Annotated in this window: 5 protein-coding genes and 1 pseudogene; 3 read left to right on the plus strand and 3 right to left on the minus strand. The window is 61.2% G+C overall.

The features are described 5' to 3' along the window. The first annotated feature begins 259 nt into the window (after window positions 1–259). A complete protein-coding gene (locus GDN70_RS35470; protein ID WP_193374900.1) occupies window positions 260–484 on the plus strand; it encodes a hypothetical protein in 225 nt (74 codons plus the stop codon). Between the two features lie 422 nt (window positions 485–906). Here the strand turns inward: GDN70_RS35470 and GDN70_RS11655 are convergent. The 3 genes and pseudogenes from GDN70_RS11655 to GDN70_RS11665 form a co-directional block, all read right to left on the minus strand. Beyond that, window positions 907–1,386: pseudogene (locus tag GDN70_RS11655) on the minus strand (Lrp/AsnC family transcriptional regulator); the annotation flags it as partial. Between the two features lie 421 nt (window positions 1,387–1,807). Then, the gene (locus GDN70_RS11660; RefSeq protein ID WP_038951231.1) at window positions 1,808–2,044 is read right to left on the minus strand and encodes a hypothetical protein; all 237 of its coding nucleotides are present in this window, start codon (window positions 2,042–2,044) and stop codon (window positions 1,808–1,810) included. Between the two features lie 977 nt (window positions 2,045–3,021). Continuing rightward, window positions 3,022–3,363, minus strand: a complete 342-nt coding sequence (locus GDN70_RS11665) for an H-NS family nucleoid-associated regulatory protein (RefSeq protein WP_083859405.1) — start codon at window positions 3,361–3,363, stop codon at window positions 3,022–3,024. A gap of 485 nt (window positions 3,364–3,848) precedes the next feature. Here GDN70_RS11665 and GDN70_RS11670 point away from each other — a divergent pair, with 485 nt between their 5' ends. Beyond that, on the plus strand, window positions 3,849–4,565 hold the full coding sequence (locus GDN70_RS11670) for a hypothetical protein (protein ID WP_097669182.1): 717 nt from the start codon (window positions 3,849–3,851) through the stop codon (window positions 4,563–4,565). A gap of 2,409 nt (window positions 4,566–6,974) precedes the next feature. Then, on the plus strand, window positions 6,975–16,178 hold the full coding sequence (locus GDN70_RS11680; protein WP_152102541.1) for a VCBS domain-containing protein: 9,204 nt from the start codon (window positions 6,975–6,977) through the stop codon (window positions 16,176–16,178). The last annotated feature ends 321 nt before the right edge of the window (window positions 16,179–16,499 follow it).

A 16,499-nucleotide genomic window follows, 5' to 3' on the forward strand; every position in this document is an offset into this window, starting at 1 on the left:
GCTGTCGCCACATGCAGCCTTCGCGCAGTTTCCTCCGCCGCCCCCCATGGCCGGGCCTCCGCCGATTGCGGCCGGCGGGCCGCCTCCGCTGGCAGCCGGAGGTCCTCCTGCTTTCGCAGCTCGTCCTCCGATAGGGCCTGGCGGTGCCCCCCGTTCCGGCCTTGGCGGCCCGGCGCCTCGTCTCGGTGCTGGACCTGCACCGCGCGGTGATCTCGCGGCGGCTGGGCGTGTCGGCGCCGCTGGTCGGGGCGGACCGACGGTGGAGAGTGCGGTTCGCGGCACATCGGTCACTTACAACCGCTTCGGAGACCACGGCCGCTACGGCGGATATCAATACGGCCATCGCGCCGCCTATGTTGCAGGCGCCTATGCTGCCGGAGCCTCTGCCGGCTACACCTATGGCCGTTCGCGCGATGACTATTCCTCGGACAGTGACTGCCACTACGTCTACGGGCGATACCGGCGCGTGATGGTGTGCAATTAGCGCATCGCGATTGTGCTCAGAAGCGACTTCATCCTGCGAGGCGCGTGAGTCACTTGTCCCCTTTAAGCAACTCAACATTGGCCTCCGCCTTCCGGAGTTTCGCCGCGCCGGTAAGGTTGCGATCGTGCGACGAAACCGTTCTCGGTCGGATAAGCCCGGGGCTGCGACCAGTAAGTCAGAGCAGGCGAACAATGGGATCGAAGTTCGAGGCGCTCCGCGGCCGCGTTGCGTATGATTTCACGCTAGCCTACGATCTTGTGCGATGTTTGTACGGATCGCGCTTGGCGCTGATTGCGTTCTATGCGCGAGGCTTGAGATGGGCAGGTATTGGAGCAAGCCGTCCGCTAAACAACAGCGCAAGTCAGCCTGGGGTGTGATGCGGAAGCGTCAGCAGCGAGTTGGTCGCCTGACCACTGAGGATCGAGCAGTGTCTTGAGCGGAAGGGCATGCTTCACGATGGGAGATTTCAGCAAGATATAGCTGAAGTATTTCTCGATGCCGACGTTGCGTTCAAGTAGGTTTTCCATTCGCTCTTGATAGTGGTTGATGTTGCGGCACACGAAGCGCAGCAAATAGTCGTAACCGCCGCTGATAAGATGGCATTCCATCAGCTCGTCGACGTTGCGCATACAGGACTCGAACTTGACGAAATCTTCCTTGCGGTGATCGACTAAGGTGATTTCGGTGAAGACCGTTATGCTCTCGGTCAGCTTCGCAAGGTTGATCTGCGCACCATAGCCCCTTATGTACCCGGCCGCTTCCAGCCGCTTGACACGTTGCAGGCACGGGCTCGCCGAAAGGCCGACTGCCTCGGCCAGATTGGCGTTGGTCATCCTGCCGTCCTTCTGCAGCTGGACGAGGACGTTCAAGTCGATTCGATCGAGCTTCGGGATGCCGTTCAATGGTCTTGAACTCTTAATCCGCGGGTCCCAGGTTCGAGCCCTGGTGCGTCCACCACCTTTAAAAGATTGGCCCGCAAGAGCCTTTTTAAGCTCTTCGACAGAACAATGCACGTCTCGTGCGACGTTCTTTGTATGGGGTGGACACGGCCAGATTGCCGTTCGGCTTTTTCCTGGTCTCTATATCGTCACCCATTCGATAAAGCGCACAGATCCGATGGGATAAGTCGATTACGTGCTTGTCGTAGCGCTCGTACGGATTGTCTCAGCCGCGAAAAGGGCGGCGAACCTTCTGAAAGTCAGGTGGATGCCACAAGCGGGGCGTTGCGGGACAGCTGGCCCGAAGAGGGGGCGTGGGGCGGCGCAGCGATCGCTGGCGGAGCCGCAAAGATCCGTCGTGCACGCACGATCTAGCTCTTCCGCGTCAGCCGCGCTTTCGCTGAGAGGGTGGCTTGAACTCCACGACCTCGTGCTGGCCGCACGGATTAGGTGGCTCATTTTTCTTCACGATTAGCTCAAGCTCGAGAGCCTCGAAGGCGAGCTCATCCGCCAAGCGCTTAAACAGCTCGCGCTTTTCCATGTCCGTCGCCTGCTGACTCATCAGCGTAAACTCTCTGGCGTCAGCGCGGACCTTTTCCAAACGTCGTCGGAGGTCCTTCATGTGTGCCGGCTTAGCTTTTAAACTTATCCTCGGCCCGAACAATCAGTTTGCTTGTTCGGATCCACCGGGAGTCAACTGCCGAAACTCGAATTTGGTTCTATGCGGACCGCCAAATTCGCCGCTCATCGTGCTGCGAAATTTGGTCATGCTCCATGACCCGGCCCCTGTTCAGGGATTGCGGGCTGAGGACCTGGCTGATGAGCCATCCCTGTCCGGCTCTCGCCGGATGATGCATAGAATTAGCATACCTGAAGGGCCATGAATGTTCGAAAGCGCACAGACGCGAGTGTTGCGCCCGACTAGGCTGCGAGCGATCCTGGACGCTTGCGAAGCGCTCAGGACCCAACGGCCTCGGGGCACGCCAAATGTGCCGGCTGCGCTGAAGCGGCTCCGTCCGTGAACGCAGTGTTGCCGGCTGCGCGCCGGGTTATGAGGCAGGAGTAAAGCTCGGCGATTTTAGATCAACGATGGTCGTTCTCGTGCGTACTTTCCTTCTCATTGTGGGAATATGGCTACTGGTGAACGTTCTGTTCGTTGTAGTTGTCCTGCCCTCGCGCAGACGGGCACCTACTCGGCGAGCAGGAACCCCATCTCCGGTGACGATCAACACGACGGCCGGCCGCTCGGTCGATCACGACCCACCACTCCTGCGGCGCGGAATGACGCCGGTTGCAATCAGAGTTTTTTTCGTCGCCCTCCTCCTTCCAGTCCTTCGAGCGTGGAATGCGGCTAGGCGGCACTTCAGAGGGCGCCCCGACTAGACGCGGACCATCGCGCGCTTGAGATTCTCGTCGATGTCTTCACTGCGCCGCGGGCCCCCCCGAGCGATTCAGCTAGACCATCAGACAGATCGCAAGTGCGCTCGCTATGGCCATGCCTCCAAGCATGGTTATGACCCCGCGTTCAAACTATGATGTGAAGAGCTCAGAGCCCCAGGAGGTAGCAACTGGCGCCGTCTCAAATGCCGCAATCGGCGCTCAATTTGTCTGCCGCTTTTGAGCTGAAGCCCCATCGATCAGGAAATCGTCCAAATCTCGGCCGCTTCGAAGCTGCGGACGCAGCCATCGCGGCTGCCTGCCGCGACCCGACCATGTCTCCGCTGGGTTCTTCGGATTGCGATATTTGGGACGGACAGGCGGGTATGGACGGCGGCGCTTACGATTGAGCCGTGTGGCCTCGTTGGCCAGTGCAATCCTGTGGAGCCTTTCCTCCAAATGTGCTTTTTGCACCAACATTTTCTGAGCGAGTTGGGCGGCGACCTCTTGGTGAAGTATCCAGAGCTCGTCAATGGAGAGCGAATTAAAATGCGCGGTGTTCATGGCTCCATCCGAATCTTGGGCAGAAGGCCCAGGCAGACAAGTCGGGAATCCGGGAGCAGACAAGCCGTCAGTTAAATATTGATCCTGCAATCCACATTTAAATGTGAGAGGTGGCAGGGAGAAAGGCGCGACAGTGGTAATATCGTGGCGAAGTATTTAATTCGCTGCGAGGGGTAGCCACGTCTCGTGACATCCACAGACTCATTCCTCGGCGAGTTGCGCTTTCGTGTTTCGACGAGCGCAACGATGGCGATCGACCGGCGGCCGCGGCGCAGATCGTGGGCGGGAGCGAGGGCCGGCGCAACTCAGATGGATCGATGAATCGATCGCGCTGCCTCGTGTTGCACCCCTGGAGTGCTGGGCCGGCACATTAATTAGGTGGTCAAGAGGACAATTAATTCATCGCGCCGCCCGATTTAAGCCGTATGGGAGCCGTTGTCGCCGCTAAGGCTCAAGCGGGGGGAGGGCGCACCCGGGAGTTTTCGATGTCCGGTCAATTGCGATTGTATTTCGCCAGTTTGGTCCTTGTCGGAGGTTTTTCGGCGGCGCCCGCGTCCTCCAATCCTGTTGCCGACTTCTTCAATACTGCTACGTCCCAACCGGCGGTAACCTCTCCGCCGCAAGCCGAATGCGTGCCGCGTCCCGGTACCTCGACCAGTGGCGGACAGCATTGGGTCTACCGAACGGACGGTCGCCGCAAATGCTGGTTCCTGGTCGAGGGCATCGCGACGGTGAAGAAGCCCATTCGGGCTCGCGTGGCCAAAGACCGCAGCGCCAGTTTGGACGGAAACGGGACCACGCAGGCCAGGCGGAGCGCGGTCGTTGATGCGCGCGCGGAGTTGCTGCGCTCCGCGCCGCCCGAGCGATCTCGGACGACTGTACCCGAAATGCAGGTAGCAGATGCCGCTCCCGATCTCGGCACGGGCTCTACCCTCATGTCGGCGGCCGCCATCGTAGATATTCCCAGCAACCAGCTCACGCCCGAACACTCCGTGCCGGGCCAAGTCGACGCTGGGCAGCTTCTCGCCGCCGCGCCCGCCAACCCACCTCAAGATATGCCGCTGGGCGCGCGCATGGCAGAGGCGCACGACGAAGCGCGCAGCTGGACGGCCTGGTTCGGTGTGCTGCTGATGACGCTTGGTGGCCTCTCGCTCTTGAGCTCGAGCCGCACGCTTCGGCACGCAGTGAGATTACGCCACTGAGGTAGCGACATATAAGGTGCTGCCGCCGCGCGGCCGAGGGATTGAACGAGCAGGCACGGCCGAACTGCTACACGTACAAAGGTTCGGTGCGTCGCTGGTTTGGCACTGCCTCAGACGGACAATCGGGTACGATGGTGGTCACCCTTTTGGATCGGACTGCATCATGCGGTACAAGGTGTTCGTGGTGGACGGCAGCCGGCAAGTGATCTGCGCTGCAAAGCTCGACTGCATTGACGAGCAGGCGGCGAGACGACGAGCCGAGCAAATGCATGACGAGCACGACGTTGAGCTTTGGGAAGGCGATCGACTCGTTGCAGTGTTCCGAAGTGCAACGTCGAATGAAAGTCGGAGCTAACGCGCGATCCTGAATAGCTGGCCGGTCTCGCCGCCGAGTTTAGTTCACACCCCGGCCTGGCTGGTTGGCGACATGTCGCAGCGACGTCATCGCGGAGGCTCGCTACTGTGGGGATGAAGGCGCCCAGTCCCCTCTCAAAGTAGTGGCAGATGCGAGGAGCGCGGGCATCCGTGCATCGAACCGCGCGAGTGAGCCAACGCCGGTCAACCTTCGGACCCGGCGGGTCTTTAAACGGCTCTTGCTCTGCCGCTCGCTTTGGTACGCCGTCTTCTGCCGATTGTTTTTGCCTCTACATGTCGGAGCTTACTTCGAAGCTTCTCCACCTCTCTAAGCTCCTCCAGAAGCGCCTGGTGCCGTTCGCTCAGAACAGCACTAGAAAAGATCTGACGCGTACTCGACATCACATGCCTCAGAAAATGACTTGAAGTAAGAAGTCGACGAAAAGCGAAAGACAAAGAACGCTCGACGAAGCTCAATGAGCTAAGGCCGCAGCCGCCAGATGTTCCCAATACTCTGCCTCTGCAAGCAGTTTCCAGCTTCTCTCAGGTTGGAGTGCGGCAGTCTGTCGGCAAAGTAACGCCATTGCGCGAAAGCGGCGGGCAGCTTCCATTTCAACCTCCCATGTTTTCTTTTCCCCAACATATTTTTCAATTTTGCGATGGAGTCATCATGATTATACACAATAATCAAATATATCATTTAATGGCGGTCGATTTGGCCGCGTTCGCGCGTCAACCGGGAACTGGTTTCGGTTTTAGCTTCACATGGATTTCGAACGCGGCTTGCCGAGGCCCTGTTGCGCGTTAAAGCGAACGAGAGACGTGCGGGACAGCAACAGGAGATGCGAAGCTTCGTGCGAGAGCATCGAGGACTCTTCTCGCCGCACCCCAGGACACATGCGCCGGCTACCGAGCCATAACCCAGCCATTGGATAGCATCAGCGCTCTGGCTACGCGTCTCGCTCTTAGAGCGCACCACCATCGGATCCCCCGCGATGGTCTCACGCTCTGGAACGTACGCCCGGGCGACAAGGACGGCTACATTGACCCGATGGGATGACCAGCAACACATTGAAGGCCTCGTCCGCCGCTTCACGGTGGGCCTGGATCGTCGGATGCGCAAATTAATAAGCACAGGTTGGTGCAAAGTATTGCGAGACTGCTGCTTTCATGCCTCGTCTTCGTGAATGGGGCTGAGTTTCGGCTCCAATTGCTCCCTGCGAGTTGCCGATCTGCGCGAGGCAAAGATCATCTCGCGAACCGAGTGCATCCGGGAGGCAAGCCGTAAAATTCCGGTGTCGCCTCGCAAGGAGGGACGCAAGAGCCTCTTTGTTATTGATTTCGATGTATTAATTATTAAATCGATCGCGTAAATAAATAAATGGACTGATGCTTTAATTTAAAATAGGCTTATTTAATTAGGGGCGGGCGGCCGTGGCGCTTCTCGATCACGGTCGTCGCTTCTGGAGCTGCGAATATTGCAAGATCAAATAATTGCCAAAACGTGGGCGGCTAAGCACCGGCCACGTTGGGCAGGGGGATACCGCTCTAGATCTTTTCGAGTAACTTGGCAGCAGTCTGATGGACTGTCGCTGGCTGGCGGACCTATCGCCGTCCGAGCGAGCGCTACCAATTGCGTGAATTGATTTGCGGCGACGCTCTCTGCTCTGCATTGGCAGACGAGGGTTGCGAATGACGTGCACGCATTTTGTAGCAATGTTCGGCTGGGCTCGGGCAAGTTCGAATTCTTCGTCAATTTGCGATCTTCCGATCCAGCCAAGTTTGCGGTTTGCGAACATGGCGGCTGTCAGGCGCGCGACCGTGCGCACGACATCCGATCGCGAGCCCGGATCGACTCCAGCCCCAAACAGGCTTGAGCGGCACGTGTTCTGTTTACACCTTTTCGAAGCGCTGAGCATGACGGCAGGCATGCTGAGCAGCTCGGCATTTTTCTTCAGCAGCATAGGCAAGGCAACGGCCGATCATCCCCGCGCCATTGTGCAATTTGTGCCGGTCCGTGAATGCGGAAGGCGCATCATCCAGAGGATTTAAGCTATGGCGACGCAGACAACGGGCGGCGGCAGCACGGTTTCGTTCGGCAATACTCCGCAAGCCAACACGGACATTTTCTCGTTTACGGAAGACGCCAGCAACATTCTCATCTTGAATGTGCTGGCAAATGACCTTGGGGGCGCGGCCAAGACGCTGTTCTCCCTGGACAATGGAACGAGCGCCTCCGCGTCCACCAAGAACTACGCACCTGCAGATCTGCTGGTCAAAGATGTGGCGTACAGCAGTGATGCCGCCGGAATGGCTGCAACCGGTGACCGCAGCGCCCTCGGTGCACGCATCTGGATTGAAGCGGACGGCACCGTTCATTACGACAAGGGCGACATCAACGTTCAGCTTCAGGCGCTGGCGACCGGGCAAACGCTGACTGACACATTCACCTACGCTATCCAGCTGGGCAATGGCACGCTCAGTTGGGCGACCGTGACACTCCAGTTCAACGGCGCAAACGACTCGGTCATCATCACATCGAGTCCGCAGAGCGGCTCGGTGGTAGAAGACGCGAACACCACGCCGAATATCTCGGATTCGGAGAGCGCGGCGGGCACCATCAGTTTCAACGATGCCGATCTCGGCGACACGCATTCGGCCTCGTTCGCGGCAGCCTCTTCCAACACCACGTCGCTCGGCGCCTTCTCGCTTGATTCTGTCAACGAGACGGCCAATGCCGCCAACGGCTCGGTGCAATGGCATTACAATCTGAACAACGCCGCCGCGCAATACCTCGCTGCGGGCCAGACGATCACCGAGAGCTTCGTGGTGACGATCAATGACGGCCACGGCTCGACAGCTACCCAGACGGTGACGGTCACGATCACAGGCACAAACGATTCAGCTACGGTCTCTTCCGAGGCGAAGTCCGTCACCGAGGGTGATGCCGCCGCCGCCCTCAACACGAGCGGCCAACTCAGCATCATCGACCCGGATACTGGCCAGGCCCATGTCGTGGCGCAATCGAACGTCCACGGGACCTACGGCGACTTCAGCATCGATGCCAACGGCGCCTGGAGCTACACCGGCAACGGCGCGCATGACGAGCTCACCGCCGGCCAGCAGGTGCAGGATCAGTTCACGGTGACCAGCCAGGACGGCACCGCGAGCGGCACGGTGACGGTGACCATCACCGGCAGCAACGACGTGGCGACGGTCTCGTCGGACTCGAAGTCCGTCAGCGAGGGCGACACCGCGGCGGCGCTCAATACCGGCGGCCAGCTGACGATTGTGGATCCCGACAGCGGCGAAGCCCATGTCGTCGCGCAGACGAACGCGCACGGGACCTATGGCGACTTCAGCATCGATGCCAACGGCGCCTGGAGCTACACCGGCAACGGCGCGCATGACGAGCTCACCGCCGGCCAGCAGGTCCAGGACCAGTTCACGGTCACCAGCCAGGACGGCACCGCCACCGGCACGGTGACGGTGACCATCACCGGCAGCAACGATGCGGCCACGGTCTCGTCGGACTCGAAGTCCGTCACCGAGGGCGACACCGCGGCGGCGCTGAACACGAGCGGCCAGCTCAGCATCACCGACCCGGATACGGGCGAAGCCCACGTCGTCGCGCAATCGAATGTCCACGGGACCTACGGCGACTTCACGATCGATGCCAGCGGCGCCTGGAGCTTCACCGGCAACGGCGCCCATGACGAGCTCACTGCGGGCCAACAGGTCCAGGATCACTTCACGGTGACCAGCCAGGACGGGACCGCCTCCGGAACGGTGACGGTCACCATCACCGGCACGAATGACGCGGCGACCGTCAGCTCGGACTCGAAGTCCGCCACCGAGGGCGACACCCCGGCGGCGCTCAACACCTCGGGCCAGCTCACGATTGTGGATCCCGACAGCGGCGAAGCCCATGTCGTGGCGCAATCGAACGTCCACGGCACCTACGGCGACTTCAGCATCGATGCCAACGGCGCCTGGAGCTACACCGGCAACGGCGCGCATGACGAGCTCATCGCAGGCGAGCAGGTCCAGGACCAGTTCACGGTCGCCAGCCAGGACGGCACCGCGAGCGGCACGGTGACAGTGACCATCACCGGCAGCAACGATGCGGCCACAGTCTCATCGGACTCGAAGTCTGTCACCGAAGGCGACACGGCCGCCGCACTTAACACCTCAGGCCAGCTCACCATCACCGATCCCGACAGCGGCGAAGCCCACGTCGTCGCGCAATCGAATGTCCACGGGACCTACGGCGACTTCACGATCGATGCCAGCGGCGCCTGGAGCTACACCGGCAACGGCGCCCATGACGAGCTCACTGCGGGCCAGCAGGTCCAGGACCAGTTCACGGTCACCAGCCAGGACGGCACCGCGAGCGGCACGGTGACGGTGACCATCACCGGCAGCAATGATGCGGCGACAGTCTCATCGGATTCGAAGTCCGTCACCGAGGGTGACACGGCGGCGGCGCTGAACGCCAGCGGCCAGCTCAGCATCACTGACCCGGATACGGGCGAAGCCCATCTCGTGGCGCAATCGAACGTTCACGGGACCTATGGCGACTTCACGATCGATGCCAACGGCGCCTGGAGCTACACCGGCAACGGCGCCCACGATGAGCTCACCGCGGGCCAGCAGGTCCAGGACCAGTTCACGGTCACCAGCCAGGACGGGACGGCGAGCGGCACGGTGACGGTCACCATCACCGGCACGAATGACGCGGCCACGGTCTCGTCGGACTCGAAGTCCGTCAGCGAGGGCGACACCGCGGCGGCGCTCGATACCGGCGGCCAACTCACGATTGTGGATCCCGACAGCGGTGAAGCCCATGTTGTCGCGCAATCAAACGTCCACGGGATCTATGGCAACTTCAGCATCGACGCGAACGGCGCCTGGAGCTACGCCGGCAACGGCGCGCATGACGAGCTCACGGCGGGCCAGCAGGTGCAGGACCAGTTCACGGTCACCAGCCAGGACGGCACCGCGAGCGGCACGGTGACAGTGACCATCACCGGCAGCAACGACGCGGCTACGGCCTCTTCCGACTCGAAGTCCGTCACCGAGGGTGATACCGCGGCGGCGCTGAACACCAGCGGCCAGCTCACCGTCACCGACCCGGATACGGGCGAAGCCCATGTCGTCGCGCAATCGAACGTCCACGGGATCTACGGCGACTTCACGATCGATGCCAGCGGAGCCTGGAGCTATACCGGCAACGGCGCGCATGACGAGCTCACGGCGGGCCAGCAGGTGCAGGACCAGTTCACGGTCACCAGCCAGGACGGCACCGCGAGCGGCATCGTGACGGTCACCATCACCGGCAGCAACGACGTGGCGACGGTCTCGTCGGACTCGAAGTCCGTCAGCGAGGGCGACACCGCGGCGGCGCTGAACACCAGCGGCCTATTGACGATTGTGGATCCCGACACTGGCGAAGCCCATGTCGTGGCGCAGACGAACGCGCACGGGACCTATGGCGACTTCACGATCGATGCCAACGGCGCCTGGAGCTATACCGGTAACGGCGCCCACGATGAGCTCATCGCCGGCCAGCAGGTGCAGGATCAGTTCACGGTGACCAGCCAGGACGGCACCGCCACCGGCATCGTCACGGTGACCATCACCGGCAGCAACGATGCGGCCACGGTCTCTTCGGACTCGAAGTCTGTCACCGAAGGCGACACGGCCGCCGCACTCAACACCTCAGGCCAGCTCACCATCACCGATCCCGACAGCGGCGAAGCCCATGTCGTGGCGCAATCAAACGTCCACGGGACCTACGGCGACTTCACGATCGATGCCAACGGCGCCTGGAGCTACACCGGCAACGGCGCCCACGATGAGCTCACCGCCGGGCAGCAGGTGCAGGACCAGTTCACGGTCACCAGCCAGGACGGCACCGCGAGCGGCATCGTGACGGTCACCATCACCGGCACGAATGACGCGGCGACGGTCTCGTCGGACTCGAAGTCCGTCACCGAGGGCGACACCGCGGCGGCGCTCAATACCAGCGGCCAGCTGACGATTGTGGATCCCGACAGCGGCGAAGCCCATGTCGTCGCCCAAACCAATGCTCACGGGACCTATGGCGACTTCACGATCGATGCCAGCGGAGCCTGGAGCTATACCGGCAACGGCGCGCATGACGAGCTCATCGCCGGGCAGCAGGTGCAGGACCAGTTCACGGTCACCAGCCAGGACGGCACCGCGAGCGGCACGGTGACGGTGACCATCACCGGCAGCAACGACGTGGCGACGGTCTCGTCGGACTCGAAGTCCGTCAGCGAGGGCGACACCGCGGCGGCGCTCAATACCGGCGGCCAGCTGACGATTGTGGATCCCGACAGCGGCGAAGCCCATGTCGTCGCGCAGACGAACGCGCACGGGACCTATGGCGACTTCAGCATCGATGCCAACGGCGCCTGGAGCTACACCGGCAACGGCGCGCATGACGAGCTCACCGCCGGCCAGCAGGTCCAGGACCAGTTCACGGTCACCAGCCAGGACGGCACCGCCACCGGCACGGTGACGGTGACCATCACCGGCAGCAACGATGCGGCCACGGTCTCGTCGGACTCGAAGTCCGTCACCGAGGGCGACACCGCGGCGGCGCTGAACACGAGCGGCCAGCTGACGATTGTGGATCCCGACAGCGGCGAAGCCCATCTCGTGGCGCAATCGAACGTTCACGGGACCTATGGCGACTTCACGATCGATGCCAACGGCGCCTGGAGCTACGCCGGCAACGGCGCCCACGATGAGCTCACCGCCGGTCAGCAGGTCCAGGACCAGTTTACGGTGACCAGCCAGGACGGCACGGCCACCGGCACGGTGACGGTGACCATCACCGGCAGCAACGATGCGGCCACGGTCTCTTCGGACTCGAAGTCCGTCAGCGAGGGCAATGCCGCCTCCGCGCTCAATGCCAGCGGCCAGCTGACGATTGTGGATCCCGACAGCGGCGAAGCCCATGTCGTCGCCCAAACCGATGCTCACGGGACCTATGGCGACTTCACGATCGATGCCAACGGCGCCTGGAGCTACGCCGGCAACGGCGCCCACAATGAGCTCACCGCCGGGCAGCAGGTCCAGGACCAGTTCACGGTGACCAGCCAGGACGGCACCGCCTCCGGCATCGTGACCGTGACCATCAGCGGGACCAATGACGCGGCCACGGTCTCGTCCGACTCGAAGTCCGTCACCGAGGGTGATGCTGCCGCCGCACTCAACGCCTCAGGCCAACTCACCATCACCGACCCGGATACGGGCGAAGCCCATCTCGTGGCGCAGAGCAATGTGCACGGCAGCTACGGCGACTTTAGCATCGATGCCAACGGCGCCTGGAGCTACACCGGCAACGGCGCCCACGATGAGCTCACCGCCGGCCAGCAGGTCCAGGACCAGTTCACGGTCACCAGCCAGGACGGCACCGCCACCGGCATCGTGACGGTGACCATCACCGGCAGCAACGACGCGGCGACGGTCTCGTCGGACTCGAAGTCTGTCACCGAGGGCGCCACCGCGGCGGCGCTGAACACGAGCGGCCAGCTGACGATTGTGGATCCCGACAGCGGCGAAGCCCATGTCGTGGCGCAATCAAACGTCCACGGCACCTACGGCGACTTCAGCATCGATGCCAACGGCGCCTGGAGCTACACCGGCAACGGTGCCCACAATGAGCTCACCGCCGGCCAGCAGGTCCAGGATCAGTTCACGGTCACCAGCCAGGACGGCACCGCCACCGGCATCGTGACGGTGACCATCACCGGCAGCAACGACGTGGCGACAGTCTCATCGGACTCGAAGTCCGTCAGCGAGGGCGACACCGCGGCGGCGCTGAACACCAGCGGCCAGCTCAGCATCACCGACCCGGATACGGGCGAAGCCCACGTCGTGGCGCAATCGAACGTTCATGGGACCTACGGCGACTTCAGTATCGATGCCAACGGCGCCTGGAGCTACACCGGCAGCGGCGCCCACAATGAGCTTACCGCCGGGCAGCAGGTCCAGGACCAGTTCACGGTCACCAGCCAGGATGGCACCGCGAGCGGCATCGTGACGGTGACCGTCACCGGCAGCAATGATGCGCCGGTGCTGAACGCCAATGGCGGTTCACTGTCCTATACCGAGGGTCAGGCCGCGACCGCGATCGACACGGCGCTGATCCTGTCGGACGTTGACAGCACGAATCTGACCGGCGCGACGGTCGCGATCACAGGAAACTTCGCCTCCGGCCAGGATGTGCTCGGTTTTTCCAATCAGAACGGCATCACCGGCAGCTATAACGCCAGCACTGGGGTGCTGACCCTGACGGGTTCGTCGAGCGTGGCGAACTACCAGGCGGCCCTGCGCTCCGTGACGTATTCGAACTCGGGTGACAATCCGTCGGGCGCGACCCGCACCATCAGCTACCAAGTTGACGACGGCCAGACGGCCAGCCACGCCAGCAATATCGTGAGCTCGACAGTCGCGGTCATCCCGGTCAACGACGCGCCCGTGAATACGGTTCCGGGAGCACAGACGACAAACGTCAACACGACAAAGGCGATCACGGGACTCAGCATCTCCGATGCCGACTCGGGCGGCGCCAGCGAAACGATCACGTTGTCGGTAACCAACGGCACCTTGACCGTTTCAGGAGGTACCGCAGGGATCAGCGGCAGCGGAACGTCGACGGTGACGCTGACCGGAACAGTCAGCGCCATCAATTCTACCCTGGCCTCGACGGTCAACTACGTTCCGACATCGAATTTTGCCGGAACCAGCACTCTGACCATGACGACAAGCGACAATGGCCACAGCGGAGCGGGTGGCGCATTGACCGATGTGGATACGGTGACCATTTCGGTCACGAGCCCCAGTCCCTTCGCTCTCACGACCGGCACCGATACGGTCTTCTATGCATCGGGCACCAATACTGTGACCGGTACCCAATCTCCCCTAACGCTAAACAACGGTGACATGCTGACTGGGGGAAGCGGTACGGATACTCTCGCCGTCAGTGGTGGTGGTCTGGGGCCATTCACCTTCGGCGATGGTGCAGGAAGCATTGGCCTGACAAATTTCGAAACAATCAGTTTAAGTGACAGCAACAGCGGAAATCACACCGACACCCTGACATTCCTTTCGACATTCCAAAATGGAGGAACGCTCACGATTGACGGATCCGGCATCACGGGTAACGGCGACCTGGTCGTAGATGCTAGCGCAGTCACGTCTGGATCGTTTGTGATCATGGGCAGCTCAGGAAACGGCGGCGATGATACCCTCAAGGGCGGTTCAAGTAACGACACCATCAACGGTGGCGCAGGCACTGGCGCGGACAGGATCGTGGGTGGTGGTGGCGCAGATGCGCTGACTGGTGGTGGCGGGAACGATACATTCGCCTATCTCGCTGTCACCGACGCGGGTGACCACATCACCGACTTCAGCACCTCAGGGGATAAGCTGGAATTTACCGTAACCGCCGGACGGTTCGTCATTGGTGATGTCGATACGACCGTTGAAAATGTCAGAACGGGCAACAACGCTGCGCTAAATCTCGCCAACACGGAGGTCGGCATCAAAACAGACGCATCCGTGACGACGGCGACAGTTCAATCAACGATCAATAGTTACTCCAATATCACCACAGGAGCCCTGTTCGTATTCCACAATTCGACAGTCGGCCACGCGCAGGTTTACTACGATCCCAATGCAAGCATCGCAGGCGGCGCAACACTCGTCGCCGATCTGGACAACCTGACCACTCTGGCGAGCATAACCGGTACTTTCAGCGCGGCGGACTTTGCGTTTGGAACGGCGCTTGCTCCTGCGGGCGTGTCGGGGCAGCCCATCAATCTCGGTCTGACGGACTCGTCCACCAATCAGGGGCAAATCGCCACGGTCACTGTTGCCAGCATGCCCGCCGGCTGGACACTAAATGGTGGGATGCTGCTCCCCGATGGCAACTGGACGATCGAGACGACTGACGTCAGCTCGCTAATGGTGACATCGCCAGTCGATTTCGCCGGAGCATTGCATCTCGACGTGACCGTGACCTGGATGCAGCCGGATGGCTCGGCTGTAATCGAGACATTCGCCGACAATGTTGAAGCTTTTGCAGCGGGCTCCGCCATCATCGCCATTTCCGGCGACGACTATCTCACAGCGTCAAGTGGCAGCGATCTGCTCGTATTCTCCCAGCCGATCGGCCACGACGTCATCTATAATTTCGAGATTGCGCATGATCAGATCGACCTGATTGGCTACGCCGGCTTCAAGACCTTCGCGGACGTCCAGGCGCATCTGTCTGCCAACAACGACGGCAACGCCGTCATTGCGCTGGCCGACGGTCAAACGATCACTCTGGATGGCGTCGATGCCGGCTCGCTCGCAGCGGACGACTTCGTATTCGACTTCAAGCCCATGGTCGACAATTCAGGCACAATGACAATCGGCAACGGCGCATTGCTGCCGTTATCCGGTAACATCCACAATACGGGCACGATCTCGTTGAACTCGACGGGCGCCGAGACCGACCTCCAACTCGTCGGGCACGGAATTTTGCTCGAAGGTGGCGGTCAGGTGCTGTTGTCCGACAACAGCGAGAACACGGTCAGTGGAACTGTTTCCGACGTCACGCTGACCAACATCGACAACACCATTTCGGGAGCCGGACAGCTTGGCGGGGGGACATTGCTCCTTGTCAACCAAGGTACAATCGACGCGACGGGCACCAACGCGCTCGAGATCGACACCGGTAGCAACACCGTCGTCAATTCCGGAACGATTGCGGCCAGCGGCAGCGGCGGACTGGTCATCGACAGCAACGTGGATAATTCAGGGCTGCTGTGGGCGCATGGAGCCAACATCACTCTCAATGGCAGTGTAAGCGGCAGCGGCACCGCGCTGATGGATGGCGTGGCTACGGTCGAGTTCGGAGCGGCTTCATCTGCGCATGTCGCGCTCGATGCCGCAGCGACCGGGACAATCGTGCTCCATGACTCCTTCGACTTCAGCGGAATCGTGTCCGGGTTTGACGGAGATGACCAGCTGGATCTCCTCGACGTCGCGTTCGGGGACGGCACGACCGCTAGTTATGTCGCAAATCAGGCCGGCACTGGAGGAATCCTTTCGGTGACTGACGGAGTTCATACCGCCAATATCAGCCTGTTGGGCCAGTACGACCCCGCGAGCTTCCAGACTGAGGCAGACAAGAACACGGGAACGCTTATCAGCTACCACGAGTATCTCGTCTGAGGCGCTGCGAGGAGGTGGCTAAAGGCGCTGACTGCGAAGTCGGTACTTGGTTCGCAGCTCCATGCGCGCCGGCCTGGTCGCAGCATCCGCTCGATTATATGTGCGTGGATTAATCGGTCGACGCAGCACCGCAGTTCAATGCCATCACATAATTACTGTATCTCCGATAAATAAAATTATACCGCCTGATTTACCCGTATAATTCCGGTGATTTCCGGTCGACCCAGCCGTAGCTCAGCCTGAGATTCGATTATGGCGGTCAGCTAACGTCTTTTTATTACGACGTTTTCGCTGATTGTGATTTCCATCTTTGATTTTCAC

This window comes from Bradyrhizobium sp. TM102 (assembly GCF_009176685.1).
GTDB classification, from domain to species: domain Bacteria; phylum Pseudomonadota; class Alphaproteobacteria; order Rhizobiales; family Xanthobacteraceae; genus Bradyrhizobium; species Bradyrhizobium ottawaense.

What these genes read in the sequence shown, in the direction of transcription:
- GDN70_RS11660 (WP_038951231.1), bottom strand. Translation starts at nt 2,044, where the DNA reads ATGAAGGACCTCCGACGACGTTTGGAAAAGGTCCGCGCTGACGCCAGA.
- GDN70_RS11665 (WP_083859405.1), bottom strand. Translation starts at nt 3,363, where the DNA reads ATGAACACCGCGCATTTTAATTCGCTCTCCATTGACGAGCTCTGGATA.
- GDN70_RS11670 (WP_097669182.1), top strand. Translation starts at nt 3,849, where the DNA reads ATGTCCGGTCAATTGCGATTGTATTTCGCCAGTTTGGTCCTTGTCGGA.
- GDN70_RS11680 (WP_152102541.1), top strand. Translation starts at nt 6,975, where the DNA reads ATGGCGACGCAGACAACGGGCGGCGGCAGCACGGTTTCGTTCGGCAAT.